Below are 18,347 nucleotides of genomic sequence, written 5' to 3' on the forward strand. Positions count from 1 at the left end.
AACGAAGGAGATCTCAGTGCCCCTCAGTCGCGATCTTCGACCAGCCGGCTGGCGAGTCGGCGCCGACATCGGCGGGACCTTCACCGACGTGATCGCCCTCGGCCCGGCCGGCGAGGTCGTCCCGATGAAGGTGCCGTCCACCCCGCCGGACTACGGCGCGGGCGTGGTGTCGGCGACCACCGCCGTGCTCTCCTCGGCCGGGGTCCGGCCGGAGGCCGTGATCGCGATGCTGCACGGCACGACCGTGGCCACCAACGCGATCCTGGAGAAGAACGGCGTCCGCACCGCGGTGGTCACCACCCGCGGTTTCCGCGACGTGCTGGAGATCGGGCGGCTGCGGCGGCCGGTGCTCTACGACCTCGCCTGGTCCAAGCCCGAGCCCCTGGCGCGGCGCCGGCATCGGTACGAGCTCGACCAGCGGATCATGACCGACGGACGGCTGGAGCCGCCGGCCGCCGAGGACGAGGTGCGCGCGCTGGCGGCCCGGCTGCGCGAGGACGAGATCCAGGCGGTGGCCGTCTGCCTGATCAACTCCTACGCCCGCCCCGACGAGGAGCGGCGGGTCGCCGAGCTGCTGCGAGCCGAGCTTCCCGGCGTGTACGTCACGGCGTCGGTCGATGTCTCCCCGCAGCTCCAGGAGTACGAGCGCACGAGCACCGCGACGGTCAACGCCTACATCGGCCCGGCCGTGCACGGTTACCTCACCCGGTTGGAGGCGGCGCTGCGGGACGAGCGGGTGAGCGCCCCGCTGCTGGTCATGCAGTCCAGCGGGGGACTGCTCGACGCGGGCTCGGTCGGGCGCCGGCCGGTACAGATCATCGAGTCCGGCCCCGCGGCCGGTGTCACGGCGGTGCAGAAGCTCGCCCGGCTGGTCGGCCTGTCCACGGTGGTCGCGTTCGACATGGGCGGGACCACGGCGAAGGCGTCGCTGATCGAGAACGGTGAGCCGTTCGTCTCGGCCGACTACGAGGTCGGCGGCGGCATGAACGTCGCCCGCGGCATCAGCTCCGGTGCCGGATATCCGGTGCGGGCACCATCGATCGACATCGCCGAGGTCGGCTCCGGCGGCGGCAGCATCATCTCCGTCGACGCGGCGGGCGCGCTCCATGTCGGCCCCGCCAGCGCCGGCGCGCTCCCCGGCCCCGCCTGCTACGGCAAGGGCGGTGAGCTGCCGACCCTGACCGACGCCAACGTGACGCTCGGATACCTCAGCGCGGAGGCCCTCGCCGGCGGCCGCGTGACGATTCACCCCGACCTGGCCGCGAAGGCGCTGTCGTCGGCCGCCGAGCGGCTCGGCGGCGACGTGCCCGCCACCGCGCGCGGCGCGTACCAGGTGGCGGTGTCGAGCATGACCACCGCGGTCAAGGCGGTGACCAGCGAGCGCGGTCGCGACCCCCGCGAGGCCACCATGGTCGCCTTCGGCGGCGCCGGCCCGCTCTACGCCGCCGCGCTGGCCCGCGAGCTGGGCATCTCGACCGTGATCGTGCCCGTGCACCCGGGCCTGTTCAGCAGCCTGGGCCTGCTCGTCGCCGACACCGAGCTTCACGAGCTCACCCCGTACCGGCCCGAGTTCGCCGAGGTGAGCGCGCTCGCCGAGGAGTTCGAGCGGCTCGCGGCGAAGGTGAGCGAGGAGCTGGGGGCGGACGCGGTCGTCGACCGGCTGCTGGACGTCCGCTACCGCGGTCAGCGGTTCGAGCTGCGCATCCGGGTGCCCGACGGCGAGTTCACCGACGGCCTGCTCGCCGAGGTGCGGGCGCGGTTCCACGCCGAGCACGAGCGCACCTACGGCCGGGCCGGGACGGACGAGCTCGTCGAGCTGGTCAATCTCCGGGTCCGCGGCCGGCTGGCCACCCCCGTCTCCATCGCGGACGTGCTGAGCCTCCCCATCGCCGAGGGCAACGAGCCCACCACCCGCGAATGCCGGTTCGCCGAGACCGTGACCACGCCCGTCGTGGGACGGGCCGACCTCGGCACCGAGCCGGTCGACGGGCCGATGATCATCGAGGACATGGACGCCACCACCCTCGTCCCGCCCGGCGCCCGGGTCCACCGCGACCAGTTCAGCAACATCGTCATCACCTGGAGTGCCGCATGATCCGCGACGCCGTGACCTTCGAGGTCTTCCGCAATGCCGTCACCGGGCTCGCCGACGAGATGGCGATCACGATCCTGCGGACGGCGCACTCCCAGCTCGTCGCGTCCAGCATGGACTTCTCCGCCGCCCTCTGCGACTCCCAGGGCAGGATCATCGCCCAGGCCAACACCCTCCCGGTGCACCTGGGCTCCATTCCGGCCGCGATGGAGGCGGTCTTCGACGAGTTCGGCGACGAGATCCGGCCCGGCGACGTCTACCTGCTCAACGACCCGTCCCTGGGCGGCATGCACCTGCCGGACATCTTCGTGTTCTCCCCGGTGTTCCAGGAAGAGACGCTCCTGGGCTTCTCGGTCACGGTCGTCAACCACACCGACGTGGGCGGCTGGGCGGCCGGTTCCATGGCCGTCCAGTCCAAGAGCATCTTCGCCGAGGGGATCCAGATCCCGCCCCTGCGCCTGGTCGAGGCCGGCGTCACGAACGAGTCGCTGCTGCGGCTGATCCTGCGCAACGTCCGCGAACCCGAGCTGCTGCGCGGCGACCTCGAATCCCAGCTGGCGGCCGGTCACACCGGGGCCGAGGGGCTGCGCGAGCTCGCGGCGCGGCACGGCGTCGAACGGCTCAACGAGCTCATCGACGAGCTGCTCGACTATTCCGAGACCCTGCTGCGCGCCGCGCTCGCCGAGGCGGTCCCGGGCACCTACGAGTTCACCGACCACATCGACGACGACGGCCTCGGCTCGGGGCCGATCCCGATCGCCGTGAAGGCCACGCTGTCGGAGTCCGGGATCGAGCTCGACTTCACCGGCTCGTCCCCGCAGGTCGACTCCGCGCTCAACGCGACGGACTCCTTCACCCGATCGGCCGCCTACGCCGCCCTCCAGGGCGTCCTCGCCTCGGACATCCCGGCCAACAGCGGCTTCTACCGGCCGTTCAGCTTCGTCATCCCGGACGCCTCCATCCTCAACGGGCGGCGGCCCTCGGCGCGCGGCGCGCGCGGCCTCGTGGGCTTCCGCATCATCGACGCGGTGCTGGGCGCGCTCGCCCCGGTGTTCCCCGGCCGGGTGCCGTCCGCCGGAGACGGCGGACCCGACGGAATCGCGATCGGCCTCGTCGGAGAGGACGGCGAGTCCACCGTGCTGTGGGACCCGCTGTCCGGCGCGTGGGGCGCCCGTCCGGACCGTGACGGCGTGGACGGGATCAGCTGCCTGGGCGCGAACCTGACCAACACCCCGATCGAGGAGCTGGAGCGCTCAGGTCACATCCGCATCGACGGCTACGGCTACCTCCCCGACTCCGGCGGAGCGGGGCGCTGGCGCGGTGGCCTGGCGACCTTCCGGGACATGACGATCCTGGCGCCCGAGGTCACCGTGCAGATCAGGTCGGACCGGCGGAAGTTCCTGCCCTACGGGCTGGCCGGCGGCGCGCAGGGGTCGCCCTCGCTCAACGTGCTGAACCTCGGCGGGCCCGGCGAACGCCTGCTGGAGTCCAAGCCGCACCTCGCGATGACCGCGGGCGACCGGCACCGGCACGTGACCGCCGGCGGCGGTGGGCACGGCAGCCCCTTCGAGCGCGAGCCGGAGCGCGTCTTGGAGGACGTCCTCGACGGCAAGGTCACCCAGGAGGGTGCCGAACGTGACTACGGCGTCGTCATCAGGGACGACGTCATCGATGAGAGCGCGACCGCCGCGTCGCGCGCTGAGGCGCGATCGAGCGCCGCAGACGGCCCGTCTCTGCTCGCGGAGTAGGAGCTCGCATGACCTCGACCGCCGACACCACCCCCGACGCCATTTCGCCCCGCACTTGGCGTAAGGTCGGCCTGCGCATCATCCCCCTGATCGGTGTGGCCTACGTGGCCAGCTACATCGACCGTGCCAACGTCGGCTACATCGCCAAGCCCATGTCGCACGACCTGGGACTCAACGGCCGCCAGATCGGTCTCGCCGCCGGGCTGTTCTTCATCGGCTATGTGCTCGTCGAAGTGCCGAGCAACATGATGCTGAAACGGTTCGGCGCGCGAAAGTGGATCGCCCGCATCATGATCACATGGGGCGCGATCACGGCCGCGACCGCGGCCGTGAACTCGGCGGGCGCCCTGTACGTCGCGCGGCTCCTGCTCGGGTTCGCCGAGGCCGGCCTGGCCGCCGGAATCCTGCTCTACCTGACGTTCTGGTTCCCGCGCAAGCAGCGCTCCTGGGCGCTGTCGGGGTTCTTCCTGATGACCCCGATCTCCTCGATCATCGGCGCTCCGCTGGCCGCCGCGCTGATCTCGTGGGGCCGGGACCTGTTCGGCATCGCGGGCTGGCGGTCGCTGTTCCTCGTCGAGGGCGCGCTGACCGTCGTGGTCAGCGTGCTGATCTTCGTCCTGCTGCCGGACGGCCCCCGGCAGGCGCGCTGGCTCGACGAGCGGGAGAAGGACGCCATCGAGGCGGTCCTGGCCGCCGAGGCCGCCGAGCAGCGCGCCCAGGGCGCCCCCACCGGGCTGACCCAGGCGCTGACCAGCGGCCGGGTGTGGGCGATGGCCGTCGCGTGGTCCGCGATCGCGTTCGGCCTCTACCCGCTGGCGTTCTTCCTGCCCCAGATGATCGACTCCATCACCAAGGGCATCGAGGGCGCCGGGGACGTCGACAGCGTGCTGCTGTCGGCGATCCCGTACTCGGTGGCCATCATCGCCCTGCTCTCGTGGGCCCGCTTCGCCGCCCGCAGGTCGGCGGTCTCGGCCACGGTCGTCCCGATGGTCTTCGGCGCGACGGGGCTGCTGCTGGCGACCTTCGCCGACAACGGCGCCCTGTTCGTCCCGGCGGTCTGCCTGAGCGTCGCGGGGCTCATGACCGCGATGCCGCAGTTCTGGCGGATCCCGGCGATCGGCCTGACCGGCGCGGCGGCGGCCTCGGGGATCGCGCTCATCAACTCGGTCAGCAACCTCAGCGGATTCGCCGGTCCGTACTTCACCGGATACATCGAGGACACGACCGGCAGCTTCACCTACGCGCTGCTGACCATCGCCATCATCATGATCATTGGAATCGGCGTCCTGCTCACCGTGGGGCGCCGCATAGAGAAGCTGTACGGAGGACGGTCGTGACCACCGCATTGATCATCGGCGACATCCAGAAGGGCATCACGGGGGGCTTCGAGTTCGCCCGGGGCGTCGTGCCGCCGCTGACCGGTCTGCTCCCGCGCGCCCGCGCGGCCGGCGACCTCGTCGTCTTCGTGCACTTCGCCTTCCGGGGCAACGGAGCCGACGTCCCGCCGGGCAGCGCCCTGCTCAAGTCCTTCTACGAGGCCGGAGACGCCTTCCACGAGGGCACGCCCGGAACCGAGCTCGACCTGCCGGTCGCGGACGAGGACGTCGTCGTGCTGAAGCGCCGCGCCAGCGCGTTCGCCGGGACGGACCTCGACCTCGTCCTGCGCGCCCGCGGCGTCGACCACCTGGTGATCGCCGGGGTCGCGACCAGCGCGATGGTGGCCGCGACGTGCTACGACGCGTCGGACCGCGGCTATCAGGTGACCGTGCTGCGCGACGGCTGCGCCGACGGCGACGCGGCGGTGCACGACTTCTTCATGGACGCGGTCTTCCCCGGCCGCGGCATCGAGGTCGTGTCGTGCGCCGAGTGGCGCGCGGAATCCTGATGACCGGTCTCCGGTAGCGCGTTCGGGTCCAGGCCAAGGCCGCCCACGGCCGCGTCCGCGAGCACGCGGCCGTGGGCACGGACCTGTCTCCCGGAAGCCCCAATCGGGTGCGGCTGCGAGACGCCACGAAATGCACGGGCTATTTCGAACATTGCCATACGTACGCGCCTGGCTGATATATCAATGCGGAGAATTGATATGATAACCTCCGGTGTATGCGATCGCCCTAACGACGAAGGAGACGGGCAAGCGTGAACACCACGTTGCTGGACCGGCTCCGGACGGAGCTCGACGAACGCCGGGTGACCACGGGGCTGCGTCGCGACCTCGTGGTCTCGGGCGCCCAGGGACCGACCCTGGGCGTGGACGGCGAGACGCTCGTGAACCTCGCCTCCAACGACTACCTCGGGCTCGCCGCCGACCCCGAGGTCCTGGAGTCGGCCCAGCGCGCTCTGCGCGACATGGGGCTCGGGGTCGCCGCGGGACGCGTGCTCAGCGGCACGCGGGACGTCCACCGCCGGCTTGAGGCGAGCATCGCCGAGCTGGCCGGAACCGAGGACGCCGTCCTCTACGGCTCGTGCTTCGACGCCAACCTCGGCGTCTTCAACGCCCTGCTCGGCCCGGACGACGTGGTCGTGAGCGACGCGCTCAACCACGCCAGCCTGATCGACGGGATCCGGCTGGCGCGGGCCCGCCGGTTCGTCTTCGCGCACGCCGACCTCGACGACCTCGAACGCCGCCTCGCCGAGTCCGCGGACGCACGCCACCGGCTCATCGTCACCGACGGCGTCTTCAGCATGGACGGCGACATCGCCGCACTGCCCCGGCTCTGCGAGCTGGCGTGGCGTTACGACGCGGCGCTGCTGGTCGACGACTCGCACGCCACGGGCGTGCTCGGCGCGACCGGCGCGGGCACCGCCGAGCACTTCGGGCTGACCGGCCGCGTCGACGTGCTGACGGGCACGCTCGGCAAGGCGCTGGGCGGCGCGGCGGGCGGCTTCGCCGCCGGTCCCCGCGAGATGGTGGAGACGCTGCGCCAGGTCTCGCGTCCGTACATCTTCACCAACGCGATGGCCCCGCCGCTGGCCGTCGCGGCGCTGACCGCGATCCGCATCGCGCGAGGCCGTCCCGAACTGCGGGAACGCCTGGCCGCCAACACCGCCCGGCTCCGCGGGGCGTTGCTGGATTTCGGCTACGAGGTCCTGCCGGGCGAGCACCCGATCATCCCCGTGATGCTGCGCGGCGGCTCGGTGGCCCGTGACGTCGCGGCGGCGCTCCGCCACGAGGGCGTCCTCGCCTTCGCGCTCACGCACCCGGTCGTCCCGGCCGGCGAGGAGCGGATCCGGCTCCAGGTCTCGGCGTCGCACACCCCCGAGCAACTCGACCTCGCGGCCGGAGCCTTCGACCGCGCCCGCGGCGTCCTGGCCCGCGCATGAGCGCCGCCGAAGGGTTCCGTGCGCCCACCACCGCCGACGACCACGAGCTCGCCGGCCGGGTCGCGGTCGTGACCGGCGGCGCGAGCGGCATGGGCCTGGCGACCACGCACGCCCTGGCCCGCCGCGGGGCGACCGTCATGGTCCTCGACCTCGCCGTGCCCGGCCCCACCGAGCTCGCGTCGGCGCTGGACCTGCCGGCGGACCGCGTCCTGACGGCCACCGTGGACGTCACCGACGGCGACCAGATCGAGCGCGCGTTCGCCTCGCTGCTGGCCGAGCGATCACGGCTCGACATCCTGGTCAACGCCGCGGGCATCGCACCGCCGACGGCGTTCGAGGACATCACCCCGGCCGAGTGGAACCGCGTGCTCGCGGTCAACGTGGACGGGACGTTCCTGTGCTGCCGGTCGGCGCTGCCCGCCATGCGCGGCGGCGGCTGGGGACGGATCGTCAACTTCTCGTCCACGGCGGGCAAGACCATCAGCACCGCCGGGGGCGCGCACTACACGACGTCCAAGCACGGAGTCCTCGGGCTCACCCGCCACCTGGCGAAGGCGTACGGACCCGACGGGATCACGGTGAACGCCGTCTGCCCGGGGCTCATCGACACGCCGATGGCGCGCTCCGTGCTGCCCGGAGGGGCGCTCGAACACGCCGCCGGGACGTTCCCGGTGCCCCGCGTCGGGGAGCCGTGGGAGGTCGCCGAACTCGTCGCCTTCCTGGCCTCCGACCGGGCGGCCTACATCACCGGCGCCGCCGTCGACATCAACGGCGGCGACCTGATCGTCTGACGCGGCGGCGAGCGGGACGGACACGAGGACGCCGAGCACAGCCCCCAGACCCACCTTGATCCAACGAGAAAGCGAGCAGCCCGTGAGCACAGAGGCAGTCAGGACGATCCAGCACCGTATCGGCGGCGTCGAGACCGCCGGCGTGTCGACCCGCACCGCCCGGGTCTGGAACCCCGCGACCGGCGAGCACCAGGCCGACGTGCTCCTGGCCGAGGTCGCCGACGTCGACGCCGCGGTCCAGGCGGCGAAGGCCGCCCTGCCGGGCTGGGCCGACACCTCCGTCATGCGCCGCTCGCGGCTGATGTTCGCCTTCCGCAACCTCGTCGAGAAGCACACCGACGACCTCGCGCGGCTCGTCTCCGCCGAGCACGGCAAGGTCCTCGACGACGCCAGGGCCGAGGTCGTCCGCGGCCTGGAGGTGATCGACTTCGCCTGCGGGATCCCGCAGCTGCTCAAGGGCGAGTACTCCGACCAGGTCTCGACCGAGGTCGACCTCTTCTCCTTCCGCCAGCCGCTCGGCGTCTGCGCCGGGATCACGCCGTTCAACTTCCCCGCGATGGTCCCGCTGTGGATGCACCCGATCGCGATCGCGACCGGCAACACGTTCGTCCTCAAGCCCTCCGAGCGCGACCCGTCGGTGTGCAACCTCGTCGCCGAGCTGTACGCCGAGGCCGGCCTGCCGGGCGGCGTCTTCAACCTCGTCCACGGCGACAAGGTCGCGGTCGACGCGCTCCTCGACCACCCGGACGTCGCGGCGGTGTCGTTCGTCGGCTCGACGCCGATCGCGCGGTACGTGCACGAGCGCGGGACCGCGAACGGCAAGCGCGTGCAGGCGCTCGGCGGCGCCAAGAACCACGCCGTCGTCCTGCCCGACGCCGACCTCGACCGCGCCGCCGAGCACCTGATCGCGGCCGCGTACGGCTCGGCGGGCCAGCGCTGCATGGCGATCTCGGTCGCCGTCGCGGTCGGCGACGCGGCCGAGCCGCTCATCGGGCGGCTGCGCGAGAAGGCGCGGGCGATCAAGGTCGGGCCGGGGCTGGAGGCCGGGTCGGAGATGGGCCCGGTCGTGACGCCCGAGGCGCTCGAGCGGGTCAGGGGCTACATCGGCTCCGGCGTCGATGCGGGCGCCGACCTCGTGGTCGACGGGCGCGAGATCGACGTCCGGGGCGACGGCTTCTTCGTCGGCCCCACCCTGTTCGACCACGTCACGCCGAAGATGGACGTGTACCGCGACGAGATCTTCGGCCCGGTGCTCGTCGTCCTGCGCGTCGGCTCGCTCACCGAGGCGATCGACCTCATCAACGGCAACGAGTACGCCAACGGCACGGCGATCTTCACCTCCAGCGGCCAGGCGGCGCGCACCTTCCAGCGGTCGGTGCAGGTCGGGATGATCGGCGTCAACGTCCCGATCCCGGTGCCCATGGCGTTCTACTCCTTCGGCGGCTGGAAGGACTCGCTGTTCGGGGGGCATCACATCCACGGCCCCGAGGGCATCGCGTTCTACACGCGCGCGAAGGTCGTCACCACTCGCTGGCCCGAGGAGACGGCGGACGGCTCGCACGACCGCGGCGACCTCCACTTCCCGACGGCGGTCTGACCACCACTGCGGTTCGCCGGTCACAGCGGTGCCACGGTCCTGACCCCCGCCCGCCGGGTGGGAGTCAGGACCGTTGCCTTTCGGACCGTCCCCGGTGAGGAACCGGGGGCCGTCTTACAGCTGGGTTCCCGCGGACTCGCGAACGGCCTGAGCGAGGCCGCCGACCAGTTCCTTGAGCAACTGCTCGTCCGAGCCGAAGTTGATCCGGACATGCGTGCCGGGGGCGTGCATGTCGCCACCGCGGACCGCCGCGATTCCGTTCCGCAGGAGCACGCGATCGATCTCCTCGGGCGTGTCGCCGAGGCGGGAGCAGTCGACGAGCATGAACGCGCCGCCCGTGGGACGCACGGGCTCGCCGAGGCCGCTCGCGACGACGCCGTCCCAGACGAGGTCGCGCCTGGCCTGGTACGCGGCGAGCGTCGGGTCGAGCCAGTCGCGGGGCCCGGTCAGCGCGGCGACCGCGGCCCGCTGCGGGACCACTCCGCACCACGCCGACTCCCACTGGAAGCGGCATTCGAGCGCGTCGATGATGTGCGGCGGCGCCAGGACGTAACCGACTCGCCAGCTCCCGAACGCATAGCCCTTGCTGAGACTCGTGACGGTGACCATGTGCGGCCAGCGATCGGCGAGGACCTCCACCGGGTGGTAGCGATGACCGTCGAACGTGAAGTGCTGCCAGGAATCGTCGGAAATGACGAGCAGCCCGTGGCGCGCCGCGATGTCGACCACCGCCGCGATCGTCTCCGCGTCGGGGAGGTAACCCGTCGGATTGTTCGGGTTGCACAGGAGAATGGCGCGGCTCCGGGAGGTGACGGCGGCCTCCAGTCCGGCGAGGTCGATGGCCCACCCCTCGGACTCGCGGGACGGGACGAAGGCGGGCGTCGCGCCGGCCTCGCGGATCGTCCCGTCGAAGAAGAAGGTGGGGGTCGGCACGATCACCTCGTCGCCCGGGGCGAGCACCGTGCGCAGCACGATGGCGAGCCCCTGCATGGCCCCATGCGTGATCAGGAGGCGGCGCTCGGGATCGATGCGAAGGCCGTGCTCGCGCTCCAGATCGGCGGCGATCGCCGCCCGCAGCTCGGGGACGCCACGGGTGTCGCGCGGGTCGGGCCGCGTCATCGCCTCCGCCACGGCCCGGCGCACGTGCTCGGGCATCGGAAGGACCGGCGCTCCGGCGATCGGGAGAATCCGCACCCCGTCGCGTTCGCTCCGAGCCGCGCGTTCGCGCATGCTCATCGCGCCCATGACGGGGAGTTCGGTCGCGGCGGGAAGGACCCAGGGGCCTGTGGTAGATCGCAGCATATATGCACTATATCACCTTGAGATATCAACCACCTGATCAAATATCTTTGTATGGTCGCTCACACGGTGATACTGCTGTATCAACAGGCCCTCGGTGGTACGCTGAAGGTGTGCAAGACATCCATTCTTTGATCACGGGAACGCCGCACATCCCGGCGCTGCTGCTGCTCGGTCAAGAGGAGAACGGTCTCGACCGCACCAGCCAGGCGTACCGGGCGATCAGGCGCCAGATCATCGACCTGACCCTGCCGCCCGGCAGCAGCTTCACCGAGACGTCGCTCGCGCAGAAATGGCAGGTCAGCAAGACGCCGGTGCGCGAGGCGCTCGCGCGGCTGCGGCGCGACGGGCTCGTGCAGGCGCTTCCGCGCGCGGGCTACGTCGTCAGCCCGGTCACGCTCCAGGACACCGACGACCTCTGCGGCCTGCGGGCGCTGCTGTCCGGCGAGGCCGCGGCCGCCGCCGCCCGCCAGGGCGTCGACGCCCCGGCGCTCGAACGGCTCCACGAGCTGTCCAGGGTGCCCTTCGCCCTCGCCGCGGGCGAGGTGGAACTCGAAGACTCGCTGCGGGCCGGGATCGAGTTCGAGGCCATCATCGCCAACTTCAGCGGCAACGGCCGCTTCAGCAAGGCGATCGTCGACGTGCTCGACGAGCTGGAGCGGGTCCTGCGGATGGCCGCGCTGATCGAACCCGAGATCGCGAGTCCGCCCGGCGAGCTGGAGAGCATCTACGAGCAGTTGCGCGCGAGGGACCCGGAAGGCGCCCGCGCGGCCATGCACAAGCGGTGTGAGCGTGTGCGTCACGACATCCTCAAGGTCCTGGCCAAGAGCGTCTCCATCAGCCGAGCGCACATCGAGATGCCGAGTTGATTGCAAGCCCGGCCGTGTTCACTTCAAGCCCGGCCCACTTCGCTCGCTGGCGCTCGCTTCGTGACCGTTCTTGTGCGAGCGCGAATCGCTTCGCGATCTTCCCGGTGGGGGCTCGCCTCCGGCGTCGCCCCCACCGGTCAGGTCGCGCGCTCGCGTGACGGCTGAGGCCCAGTTCAGGCGTTTCGTGGGGTTGTCGGCGCTTGTTGATCGCGTTCCTGGTTCGCGTTCTCGTCTGGCGGTTCGGGTCGTGACTGGGCTTGTGCGGGCGTGAATCGCGGTCTTCTCGGCGGGGCTCGCCTTCGGCTTTGCTTCGCCGGTCGGGTGGCGTGCTCGCGTTTCGGCTGAGGTTCAGTTCAGGCAGTCTGTGGGGCCGCGCTCTGGCTTCGGTCTCGGCCGTTGGTCAGAGGGTCCATGTGGAGGTGGGGGCGCAGTGGTGGGGGTGTGAGCCGTCGTGATCGGGGGCGTGGGCTGGTGTGCCGTCGCCGATGATGCGGGCGGGGACCGTGCGGTTGCGGTCCACCTCGACGACCACGAGGCCCGTCGCCGTGCCGCCGTGCGGGGGATCCTCGGTCTTGGTCGCCTCGAGGATGAAGAAATCGCCGCCGCGCTCGGCCGGCCGGCAGTCCCGCACTCGCAGCTCCGCGCCCAGCACGCTGATCGCGTGCTGGTCGGTGAGCTCATGGACCGCCGTCGGCTCCCAGAGATCGATGATCCCCCCGGGCGTGTCTTCCGGCGTCGTCTTCTTCGAAATCATGTGATCACCATGCGGGGCCGTGGACCTGCCCTCACCCGCCGGGCCCGTGTGGACCGCCGTCCCAGGCCTGGCCTGGTGCGATGACGCCGATGAGGGTGTCGCCGATGTCGGTGCCGGCTCGCCGGCCGGCCGGTCGAGGATCATGTCTTAACTCTTCGTTGCTGAGCTGATTACTAACATCACACTACGAACAGCCTGAGATATCAGCAAGTCGATTGTGATGTCTTTACCTTGGGTCTGGCTGCGGAGGCGGCCGGACGCGGGCCGAGCCCGTCCTGGCGCCGGGCCATGGCCAGGGCGCCGCGACCTGCGACCTCACCCCCCCCCGGGACGCACTGAGATATCAGGGGACCCGCGCCGCCGTGCGGTATTTATTACTTGCATTTTGCGGAATGCGGGTGGGTGAGTGACCGTGAATGCCGCACAATCACCGACTCAAAATATGTGCTTGGTGTGCTTTGGCTGATGTTGGGGGAGATTGGCGGGTGTGGCGCTGGTGCGTCTTTCCGAAGGAAACCGGCAACCTGGGGGTATCGCGACATGTGCGGTGTGGCGGGTTACGTAGGAATCACCGGCGAATCGGGCGAAGACGTGCTGCGGAGAATGGCCGCCGCCCAGGAACACCGCGGACCGGACGGCTCCGGTTTCTTCACAACGGCGCGCACCGGACTCGCGCACCGGCGGCTCGTCATCATCGACAGGCTCGGCGGGACCCAGCCCATGTACTCCCGCGACGGGCGATACGTGCTCGTCTACAACGGTGAGGTCTACAACTACCGCGAACTGCGCACCGAACTCGTCCAGCTCGGTCACTCCTTCGACACCAACTCCGACACCGAAGTAGTCCTGGCCGCGTGGACGCAGTGGGGCACCGGCGCCTTCGACCGCTTCAATGGCATGTTCGCCCTGGCCATCGTCGACACCGAGACCGAGCAGGTGACCCTTGCCCGGGACCACTTCGGTATCAAGCCGCTGTATCTGGCCCGGTACGGCGACGGCAAGGTGCTGTTCGCCAGCGAGATCAAGCCTCTGCTGGCCACCGGGCTGGTGGAACGCGTCCCCGACGAGACGACGCTGTACCGATACCTGCGTTTCCGTGTGCATGACGACACCCCGAACACCTTCTTCGCCGGGATCACGCGGCTGATGCCCGGGCAGTGCGCGGTGATCTCCCCTGATGGGGACGTGAGGCCGCACACCTACACCACGCTGTACGAGGATCTGCGCAAGGGCGCGGGACACCGGCCCTACGATCGGCGGGCGCGCCGGGCCTTCGAGCAGGTCGTGCGCCGCGCGATCCGGGATCGTCTGGTCAGCGACGTCCCCGTGGGCACGGCCTTGTCGGGCGGTCTGGACTCCTCGACGATCGTGACGACGATCAATGACCTGCTCGCCTCGTCCGACGAGGCGGCCGGCGCCGTGGGCGTGGCGCAGCAGACCTTCTCCGCGGTCTTCCCCGGCGAATGCAACGACGAGGAACGCTACGTCGACGTGGTCGCCGACAATTGCGTGGACCTCCGCGTGCACAAGGTCCACCCCAAGGCGGCGGAGTTCGTCTCCGACCTCACCGACTTCGTGCGGACCCAGGAAGAACCGGTGGTCTCCACCGGCCCCTACGCCCAGTACCGGGTCATGCGCGCCGCCGGCGAACACGTCACGGTCATGCTGGACGGGCAGGGAGCAGACGAGCTCATGGCCGGATACGTGCCCTTCTACTGGGTGCACATCAGGCAGCTGTGGCGGCGGGGACGACGCGGCCGCGCGATCGTCGAGCTCATCAGCGCACGTGACGTGCTGTGGCGGCTGGGACGCACCCGGGTGGGCGAGCGTCTGCGGCGCCGCCGCCGCGCGCCCGTCACCGACCTGCTGGCGGCCGGGTTCCGCGAGGCCCACGCGGGGGAGACCTTCACCGTCAACCGCGACGACCTCAAGGCGCGCCTGCTGGACGACACCTTCCGCCACAGCCTGCCCGCCCTGCTGCGCGCCGAGGACCGCAACACGATGCGGTTCTCGATCGAAGGCCGCGTCCCGTTCCTGGACACCGACCTGATGCGGCTGCTGTGGAGCCTCGACGACACGGCGATCCTGTCCGGCGGCTGGAACAAGCGAGCGCTGCGGGACGCGACGAGGAACCTGCTGCCCCGCCAGATCCGCACCCGCCGCGACAAGATCGGGTTCACCGCGCCGGAGGACGCCTGGCTCCGCGCGATGTCCGGGCACGTCAGCAACGTCTTCGCCTCCGAGACGTTCGCGGCGCGGCCCTACTTCGACCAGGAGGCGGTGCTCACCGCCTTCCACGCCTTCCTGCGCGGCGAGGCCGGCGCCGACACCATGACGTTCTGGCGGCTGTTCAACACCGAGCTCTGGCTGCGGGAGTTCATCGACTGCGACCCGGCCGACCCGTCCTCCTATCCCTCCCTCGACGAAACGCAACAGGACCAGGACACCGTCAAGAGCGACTACGAGCCCAACGACGGCAAGCGGCTCGTCCTGCCGGGCGGTGGCTGGACATGGACCCGGCTCCCTCTGCAAACCGGCCATATCGAAGCCGGTGACGACATCGGCGCCCTCGCCGCCAAACGCGTCGCCGCCTTCTTCGCGGGCCTCCCTCTGGAGGCCCCGGACCTGGCGTCCGGCATGCGCGGCAAGCCCTGGCTGCTGTTCATCTCCGAGAAGGTCGTCGCGATCGGCCAGGGCCGCTCATCGTTCGTCTGGGACGTCCACCCGGGATGGTGGGCCCGGACCATCTGCCGGTGCGTGCACCGCTCCGACCACGGAATCGGCCTGGCCCATCCGGCGACGATGCAGCTGGCGATCGGGGAGGCCGGGCTGCCGCGCGTGCTGACGGCCGCCGCGGTCAGCGTCGCGGGCAAGCTCGTCGGCCGCGCGGGCCTGTTCTACCGCGTCGCGGGCCCCTCGGTGCGCGCCATCGACGGGCCGACGCAGTACTCCGCCTACCCGGCGAACGTCTCGGCGAAGCTGGCGCCGGCCGACCCCGACGACGTCGCGCGGAAGGTCACCGCGGCGGTCCGCGCGGTGGTTCCGCCGCACGTCGCCACCTGGCACGCCGGAACGGCCATCGTCGACGCCAACGACCTGGGCACCAACATCCTCGGACACGACACGTCCCTCGAACCCGACGTCCTCGCCGCCGCCTTCGCCGACAACCCCCTCGGCCAGGCCAGGCAGCTCACCCCATTCGCGATCGTCGGCATGTCCCAGCAGGCGGAGACTCCGGCGCACCGAAGCTGAGACGGCCACCGTCCGCCGAATTGAGGGCCCCTTCCGGTTCGGCCGCAGAGGCACCCGCCGGTGGGGTTATCCCCACCCCGATATCGCCTGTCAGCCTCATGGGGTGTCTCGCCGCCGCGCCATAGCGTTTGGCTCGCCACATGGTTGTGCGAACCGAGCGGGGGATTTGTGAAGAAGATTGTCGTCGCGGCCGCGGCGGCCGGTTTGAGTATCACCGGAGTCGGTGTCCTCGGGGCCACCAGCGTGCTCGCGCGCACGGACGAGCCCAGGGCGTTTCGTCCCGCGTCCCTGAAGTGGCATGGGTGCAGTACCGACATCGTCAACGGCGCCAAGCCCTATGACCGCCTCGGGCCGGTGGCGGTCTCCAAAATCATTCAGTGCACCGAGCTGAACGTCCCGCTGGACTACGCCCACCCGGACGGCCAGAAGATCACGCTCCAGCTGACCCGGACCCCGCACCAGGGCACCGGCAAGGCCAAGGGCGACATCGTGGTCAACCCGGGCGGCCCAGGCGCCAAGGGCTCCCTGTTCGGGCCCGCCGTCTATGCGGGCAACTCCGCGCCGATGCAGGCCGCCTACAACGTCATCGGGTTCGACCCGCGCGGCATCGGCTTCAGCAAGCCCGCACTCAGCTGCGACACCAACAACACCAACGCCCCCCGGCCGCCCTACGGTCACGGGGGCGACAAGCTCATGGCGACCTGGCTGAAGCGGTCGAAGTCGTACGCCGACGCCTGCGCCCGCAAATACGGCAAGGGTTCCCCGGTGAACCTGCTCGACCACAGCAAGACCATCGACTCGGTTCGCGACCTGGACACCATCCGAGCCGCCCTGGGTCACAAGAAGCTCGACTACTACGGCGGCTCCTACGGCACCTACCTCGGCCAGGTCTACGCCACGGTCTTCCCCAAGCGCGTCGGCAAAATGGCCCTGGACGGCAATGTCGGCCCAAGCAGCGTCTGGTACGGCGCCCAGGCCGGCCAGAACGTCGCGTTCAACGAGAACATGGAGTACTACTTCGGCTGGCTGGCCCGATACGACGACCACTATCACCTGGGCAAGACCCAGGCGGCCGTCCGCAAGTTCTACTACGGCCTAGAGGCCAAGCTCACCAAGAAGCCCGTCGTGAAGAACGGCGTCGCGGCAGGCCCGGCCGAGCTCGTGGACAACATCCAGAACGCCGCCTACAAGCGCAGCCAGGCCGTCTGGCACACCTACGGCGCCGGCCTGTCCGCCTACAAGTCCGGCGACCTGGACACCTTCCTCGACACCTTCGGCGCCGGCACCACCGGCGGCAGCGACGACAACGAGTTCGCCGCCTACCACGCCATCCAGTGCAGCGACGTGAAGTGGCCGTCGAACTGGCGGAAATGGCAGGCCGACGCGTCCCGCATGGACCGCAGAGCACCGTTCTACGCCTGGTACAACACCTGGTACAACGCGCCCTGCCTCTACTGGGGGGCCAAGCCCGGCACGCCGGTCAAGGTCGGCCACACGCGGGACCTGCCCAAGAACATCCTGCTGTTCCAGGCCACCAACGACGCGGCCACTCCCTACGCCGGCGCGCTGGAGCTGCAGAAGATCCTGAAGGCGCACCTCGTCGTCCAGGACGGCGACCGCACGCACTGCATCGTGCACCGCGGCGACCGCCGCGCGGGCGGCGTCGACTCCTACTTCGACGCCTACTGGCTCCAGGACAAACTGCCCGCCAAGCCCACCGTCCACGTCTCCCGCCTACCCGACCCGACCCCACCCTCACAGACCACGCCCAAAACCTGATCACGAACTAGCACCCCACGAAGGGCCCCGGCAACCCGGGGCCCTTCACCCATATCAGCGCCTTCGGCTGGTCGTGTTCCGTCCGTGCTGAGACTCAGTCCGTCGTCGGTTGGATGATGGTCAGGACTATGTGGGTGGGGGATGTTCCCGGGTTGAGCAGGCGGTGTGCCACGTCGCCGGGCGTCGCCGCTACCTGGCCGGTCGTGAGGTCGAGTGTGTGCCGGCCCGCGCGGATCTGGAGTTGGCCGCTGACCACGACGAACAGTTCGCGGGTCCCGGGGCTGTGCGGGTGGAAGGGGCCCGCCGAGGCGCCCGCCGGGAGGAGATACCTGACGACCTCAACGCCGTCCGCGGGCTGGAACAGCGTCTCGCGGGCGACGCCGGTGGCCTGGTCGACGAAGGACCGCGGATCGGTGTCGGTCATGACCTCGGGCCTGGCGGCGGCGTCGCCCTCGAGCAGCACGGGGAGGGGGATTCCGAGCGTGTCGGCGATGGCGACGGCGGCGGTCAGGGTCGGCGTCCGCTCGCCGCGCTCGATCTTCGAGAGGGTCGCGCGGGAGACGCCGACGCGGCCGGCGAGGTCGTCGAGACTCATACCGGCCGCTTGACGCCGGAACCGGATCTGGCCGCCCAGGCTTTGCTTACTCACGCCTTCTCTATATCAGGGGGAGAGGCGGCCCCGGCCGAGTCGTTTCCTCCACGGTGGGCCGCCCGCACGGTGAGCGCCCCCTCGTGGCGCCGGCCGGCCGGCTCGCGGTGCGGCCGTACTCCGGCGGCTCCCAGGGACCCGGTACTCGGGCCGCCGAGCAGAAGGGTGCCGGCGTAGGGCCGCCTCTTGCCCATGG

Annotated in this window: 13 protein-coding genes; 10 read left to right on the forward strand and 3 right to left on the reverse strand. The window is 70.6% G+C overall.

Features of this window, described 5'->3' with window-relative positions; translation table 11 throughout:
- Positions 1-16: 16 nt before the first annotated feature.
- The 7 genes from E1291_RS00610 to E1291_RS00640 all read left to right on the forward strand — a co-directional run bounded on the left by E1291_RS00610 (position 17) and on the right by E1291_RS00640 (position 9,549).
- Positions 17-2,095 carry a hydantoinase/oxoprolinase family protein gene (locus E1291_RS00610; protein ID WP_131735523.1) on the forward strand — a complete coding sequence of 693 codons (2,079 nt, stop codon included), beginning with the start codon at positions 17-19 and terminating at the stop codon, positions 2,093-2,095.
- The gene (locus tag E1291_RS00615) at positions 2,092-3,840 is read left to right on the forward strand and encodes a hydantoinase B/oxoprolinase family protein (protein ID WP_131735524.1); all 1,749 of its coding nucleotides are present in this window, start codon (positions 2,092-2,094) and stop codon (positions 3,838-3,840) included. The genes E1291_RS00610 and E1291_RS00615 overlap by 4 nt, the downstream gene beginning before the upstream one ends.
- Before the next feature lie 8 nt (positions 3,841-3,848).
- Positions 3,849-5,177 (forward strand): MFS transporter, encoded by a 1,329-nt coding sequence (locus E1291_RS00620; protein ID WP_131735525.1) that lies wholly within the window; start codon positions 3,849-3,851, stop codon positions 5,175-5,177.
- Entirely contained in the window at positions 5,174-5,725 is a 552-nt protein-coding gene (locus E1291_RS00625) for a cysteine hydrolase family protein (RefSeq protein WP_131735526.1), read from the forward strand. The genes E1291_RS00620 and E1291_RS00625 overlap by 4 nt, the downstream gene beginning before the upstream one ends.
- Positions 5,726-5,976: 251 nt before the next feature.
- Complete coding sequence (locus E1291_RS00630; RefSeq protein WP_131735527.1) at positions 5,977-7,161, forward strand: glycine C-acetyltransferase; 1,185 nt, start codon at positions 5,977-5,979, stop codon at positions 7,159-7,161.
- On the forward strand, positions 7,158-7,952 hold the full coding sequence (locus E1291_RS00635; RefSeq protein ID WP_131735528.1) for an SDR family NAD(P)-dependent oxidoreductase: 795 nt from the start codon (positions 7,158-7,160) through the stop codon (positions 7,950-7,952). The genes E1291_RS00630 and E1291_RS00635 overlap by 4 nt, the downstream gene beginning before the upstream one ends.
- Before the next feature lie 82 nt (positions 7,953-8,034).
- Positions 8,035-9,549 carry a CoA-acylating methylmalonate-semialdehyde dehydrogenase gene (locus tag E1291_RS00640; RefSeq protein ID WP_131735529.1) on the forward strand — a complete coding sequence of 505 codons (1,515 nt, stop codon included), beginning with the start codon at positions 8,035-8,037 and terminating at the stop codon, positions 9,547-9,549.
- Between the two features lie 114 nt (positions 9,550-9,663).
- Here E1291_RS00640 and E1291_RS00645 read toward each other — a convergent pair whose 3' ends face one another.
- Positions 9,664-10,851, reverse strand: a complete 1,188-nt coding sequence (locus tag E1291_RS00645; RefSeq protein ID WP_131735530.1) for a pyridoxal phosphate-dependent aminotransferase — start codon at positions 10,849-10,851, stop codon at positions 9,664-9,666.
- Between the two features lie 110 nt (positions 10,852-10,961).
- On the opposite strand from E1291_RS00645, the gene E1291_RS00650 reads away from it, so the two are divergent.
- On the forward strand, positions 10,962-11,717 hold the full coding sequence (locus E1291_RS00650) for a GntR family transcriptional regulator (RefSeq protein WP_131735531.1): 756 nt from the start codon (positions 10,962-10,964) through the stop codon (positions 11,715-11,717).
- Between the two features lie 400 nt (positions 11,718-12,117).
- Here the strand turns inward: E1291_RS00650 and E1291_RS00655 are convergent, their stop codons facing one another.
- The gene (locus E1291_RS00655; protein ID WP_131735532.1) at positions 12,118-12,471 is read right to left on the reverse strand and encodes a hypothetical protein; all 354 of its coding nucleotides are present in this window, start codon (positions 12,469-12,471) and stop codon (positions 12,118-12,120) included.
- Between the two features lie 540 nt (positions 12,472-13,011).
- On the opposite strand from E1291_RS00655, the gene asnB reads away from it, so the two are divergent.
- Positions 13,012-15,723: an asparagine synthase (glutamine-hydrolyzing) gene (gene asnB / locus E1291_RS00660; protein WP_131735533.1), complete on the forward strand. Its 2,712-nt coding sequence runs from the start codon at positions 13,012-13,014 to the stop codon at positions 15,721-15,723.
- A 168-nt stretch (positions 15,724-15,891) separates the two neighbouring features.
- Complete coding sequence (locus E1291_RS00665) at positions 15,892-17,502, forward strand: alpha/beta fold hydrolase (protein ID WP_165494892.1); 1,611 nt, start codon at positions 15,892-15,894, stop codon at positions 17,500-17,502.
- A 94-nt stretch (positions 17,503-17,596) separates the two neighbouring features.
- Here the strand turns inward: E1291_RS00665 and E1291_RS00670 are convergent, their stop codons facing one another.
- On the reverse strand, positions 17,597-18,151 hold the full coding sequence (locus E1291_RS00670; RefSeq protein ID WP_165494893.1) for a helix-turn-helix domain-containing protein: 555 nt from the start codon (positions 18,149-18,151) through the stop codon (positions 17,597-17,599).
- Positions 18,152-18,347 lie beyond the last annotated feature (196 nt).

Source organism: Actinomadura roseirufa, from assembly GCF_900659635.1.
Lineage (GTDB): Bacteria > Actinomycetota > Actinomycetes > Streptosporangiales > Streptosporangiaceae > Spirillospora > Spirillospora roseirufa.

Coding starts and splice junctions, on each gene's coding strand:
- E1291_RS00655 (WP_131735532.1), bottom strand. CDS start 12,471: ATGATTTCGAAGAAGACGACGCCGGAAGACACGCCCGGGGGGATCATC.
- E1291_RS00615 (WP_131735524.1), top strand. CDS start 2,092: ATGATCCGCGACGCCGTGACCTTCGAGGTCTTCCGCAATGCCGTCACC.
- E1291_RS00620 (WP_131735525.1), top strand. CDS start 3,849: ATGACCTCGACCGCCGACACCACCCCCGACGCCATTTCGCCCCGCACT.
- E1291_RS00635 (WP_131735528.1), top strand. CDS start 7,158: ATGAGCGCCGCCGAAGGGTTCCGTGCGCCCACCACCGCCGACGACCAC.
- E1291_RS00645 (WP_131735530.1), bottom strand. CDS start 10,851: ATGCTGCGATCTACCACAGGCCCCTGGGTCCTTCCCGCCGCGACCGAA.
- asnB (WP_131735533.1), top strand. CDS start 13,012: ATGTGCGGTGTGGCGGGTTACGTAGGAATCACCGGCGAATCGGGCGAA.